The 3,242-nt window shown below is 70.6% G+C and carries 2 protein-coding genes; one reads left to right on the top strand and one right to left on the bottom strand.

Going from position 1 to position 3,242, the window contains the following annotated elements; all coding sequences use genetic code 11:
• On the bottom strand, positions 1-318 hold a 318-nt coding region (locus EHS43_RS41005), incomplete at its 3' end, for a PAS domain S-box protein (RefSeq protein WP_125195604.1).
• A gap of 269 nt (positions 319-587) precedes the next feature.
• Between EHS43_RS41005 and EHS43_RS41000 the strand changes: the two genes are divergently transcribed.
• Positions 588-3,242: glycoside hydrolase family 2 TIM barrel-domain containing protein (locus EHS43_RS41000; protein ID WP_125195603.1), on the top strand; the 2,655-nt coding region annotated here is incomplete at its 3' end.

Here is a 3,242-nt window from a genome sequence, read left to right as displayed (position 1 = left end):
GTCCAGCGGGGTGACGACGAGCCAGTGCCCGGGGCCGCCGTCCGCGGCGTCCTGATGGTGGGCGAGCAGCCACACCGTGACGGCCGTGCCGTCGCGGTGGCACAGGGTGAGGGTGCCGTCCCAGCGGGCGTCCACGGACCCGTCGGGCACCTCGCCGCCCCCGGTGACCAGAAGGTTCGCCGCGGGTCTGCCCACGACCTCGGCGGGCGACCAGCCCAGCAGCCGCTGTGCGCCGGCGTTCCACGCGACCAGCGTGCCGTCCTCGGCGACGACGGCCCGAGCCGTCGCCGTGTCGTCGAACGGGTACACGAGGGTCATCGTCGCCACTCCATTGCGCGCGCACTCTCAGTGAACAAATAAGTCACTTGGGTTCCAGCCTAGTGCGTCGCGCCCGCACGCGAACGGCGAACCCCTGCGCAGGTCCCGTCCCCGGCCGGACCGCGGTCAAGGGGGAAATCCGGCCGAGCCGGCGCGGCGGGCGGAAGCCGCCGACCGCACCCTTGACGGCCCCGGCCGGCTCACCGTCAGATTGTGTTCGCTCACGGTCAGTTGTGAGTACTTCTGAGCCCTGATGAGGGAGAGCCGCCATGACGGTCACGCGCAGATCCGTTTTGCTCGCTTCCACAGCCGCACCTGCGGTGGGGGTGCTCCCGGCAACTCCCACGGCCCGGGCGGCCGAGTCCGCCGGGAGCGCGTCGGGCCGCAGCACGGTCGCGCTGCGCGACGGCTGGCGCTTCGCGCTGGTCGACCCGGGCGGGATCACCGACCCGACGGGCGAGCACGCGGACGCCGCCGCCCCCGGTCACGACGACTCGGGCTGGGCTGCGACCGCGGTGCCGCACGACTGGAGCATCGCACTCGCCCCCACCACCGAGCACGGCACCACCAGCGGCACCGGCTTCTTCCCAGGCGGCCTGGGCTGGTACCGCCTCGCCTTCACCCTGCCGGCCGCCCTCGCCGGCAAGCGGATCTCGGTGGAGTTCGACGGCGTCTACATGGACGCGTACGTCTACTGCAACGGCACCGAGGCCGGTCACCACCCCTACGGCTACACCGGCTTCGCCCTCGACCTCACGGACCTGCTCCACACCGACGGCACCACCGAGAACGTGATCGCGGTCAAGGTGCAGAACCGGCTCCCCAGCAGCCGCTGGTACTCGGGCAGCGGCATCTACCGCGAGGCCCGTCTGGTCGTCACCGAGCCGGTGCACGTGGAGCGCTGGGGCACCCGCGTCACCACCCCGGAGATCACCGGGAAGCGGGGCCTGGTCCGGGTGGCGACCTCGGTGGTCAACGCGTCCGGCACCGCCGCCGACGTCGAGGTCGTCACCCGGATCGTCGATCCCCGGGGCCGCACGGTCGCCCGTACGTCCTCCACCGTCGCCGTCACCGACAGGGCCACCGAGACCCACGAACTCACGGTCCCCGAGCCGAAGCTGTGGGACCTCGGCACACCGCACCACCGCTACACCGTGCGGACCGACCTGCGCGTCGGCGGCACCACGACCGACACCTACCGCACCCCCTTCGGCTTCCGCACCTTCCGCTTCGACCCGGACGAGGGCTTCCACCTCAACGGCACCCACCACAAGATCAGGGGTGTCGATCTCCACCACGACCTGGGCGCCCTCGGTGCGGCGGTCAGCATCGACGCGGTCCGCAGACAGATGGCGATCATGAAGTCGATGGGCGTCAACGCCTTCCGCACCTCCCACAACCCGCCCTCCCCGGAGATGATCCGGGTCTGCGAGGAACTGGGCATCGTGATGCTGGTGGAGGCCTTCGACTGCTGGAGGACCCCGAAGACCCGTTACGACTACGGCCGGTTCTTCGACGAGTGGTGCGAGCGGGACGCGACCGAGATGGTCCTCGCGGCCCGCAACTCGCCCGCGGTGCTGCTGTGGTCGATCGGCAACGAGATTCCCGACTCCACGTCCACCGCCGGACTCGCCATGGCCGACCGGATCATCACCGCGATCAAGGCCGTGGACGACACCCGCCCGCTGATCATCGGCTCCGACAAATACCGTCGTCTGCCCGCCAAGGGCTCGGCGGCCGACCTGATGCTGGCCAAGCTGGACGGCCTGGGCCTGAACTACAACACGGCCAAGTCGGTGGACCAACTGCACGCCGCCTACCCGCACCTGTTCCTGTTCGAGTCCGAGTCGTCCTCCGAGACCTCGACCCGGGGCGCCTACCAGGAGCCCGAGCACCTCAACACCGGCGAGAACCACACCCCGGGCAGACGGGAGACCTCGTCCTACGACAACAACCTCGCCTCCTGGACGATGAGCGGCGAGTACGGCCACAAGAAGGACCGGGACCGCAAGTGGTTCGCCGGGCAGTTCCTGTGGTCCGGGATCGACTACATCGGCGAGCCCACGCCGTACGACGTCTTCCCGGTGAAGGCGTCCTTCTTCGGCGCGGTCGACACCGCGGGCTTCCCGAAGGACATGTACCACCTCTTCCGTAGCCAGTGGGCCGACGAGCCGATGGTCCACCTGGTGCCGATGACCTGGAACCACGAGAAGGGCGACACGGTCGAGGTGTGGGCGTACGCCAACGTCCCCGAGGTCGAGCTGTTCCTCAACGGCAGGTCCCTCGGCACCCGGACCTTCGACACCAAGCGGACCACCGACGGCCGCACCTACCTGGAGACCACGGAAGCCACCGGCGACGACAAGACCTTCACCGACGGCCCCTACCCCGGCAGTTACACCAGTCCGAACGGCAGCGCGGGCAAGCTCCATCTGACGTGGCACGTGCCGTACGCGCCGGGCGAGCTGAAGGCCGTGGCGAGGCGGAACGGCAGGACGGTGGCCACCGACGTGCTGCGCACCGCCGGGAAGCCCCATGCCGTCCGGCTCACTCCCGACCGCGGCTCCCTGGTCGCCGACGGCCGCTCACTCGTCTTCGTCACCGCCGAGGTCGTGGACGCCCGTGGGGTGGTGGTGCCCGACGCCGGGCACCTGATCTCCTTCGCGGTCACCGGCGGCTCGCTCGCCGGGCTCGACAACGGCCGCCAGGAGAGCGCCGAGCGCTACCAGGCCAGTACCCGTACGGCATTCCACGGCAAGGCCCTCGCGATCGTGCGGGCCGGTACACGCCCGGGTGTCCTGAAGGTGACCGCGAGCGCGTCGGGACTGCGGACGGGCACCGCGAAGGTGCGCACCACCCCGTCCCGTTCGGCCTCCCTCACCGAGCCGGCCGCCTTCAGCCCCGACCATCCGGCCCCCGCGAAC

Origin of the sequence: Streptomyces sp. RP5T, assembly GCF_003933965.1 — a bacterium.
Classification (GTDB): Bacteria; Actinomycetota; Actinomycetes; order Streptomycetales; family Streptomycetaceae; genus Streptomyces.
Note: the sequence above shows the minus strand (reverse complement) of the source record. Positions and strands in the feature narration are given on the sequence as shown.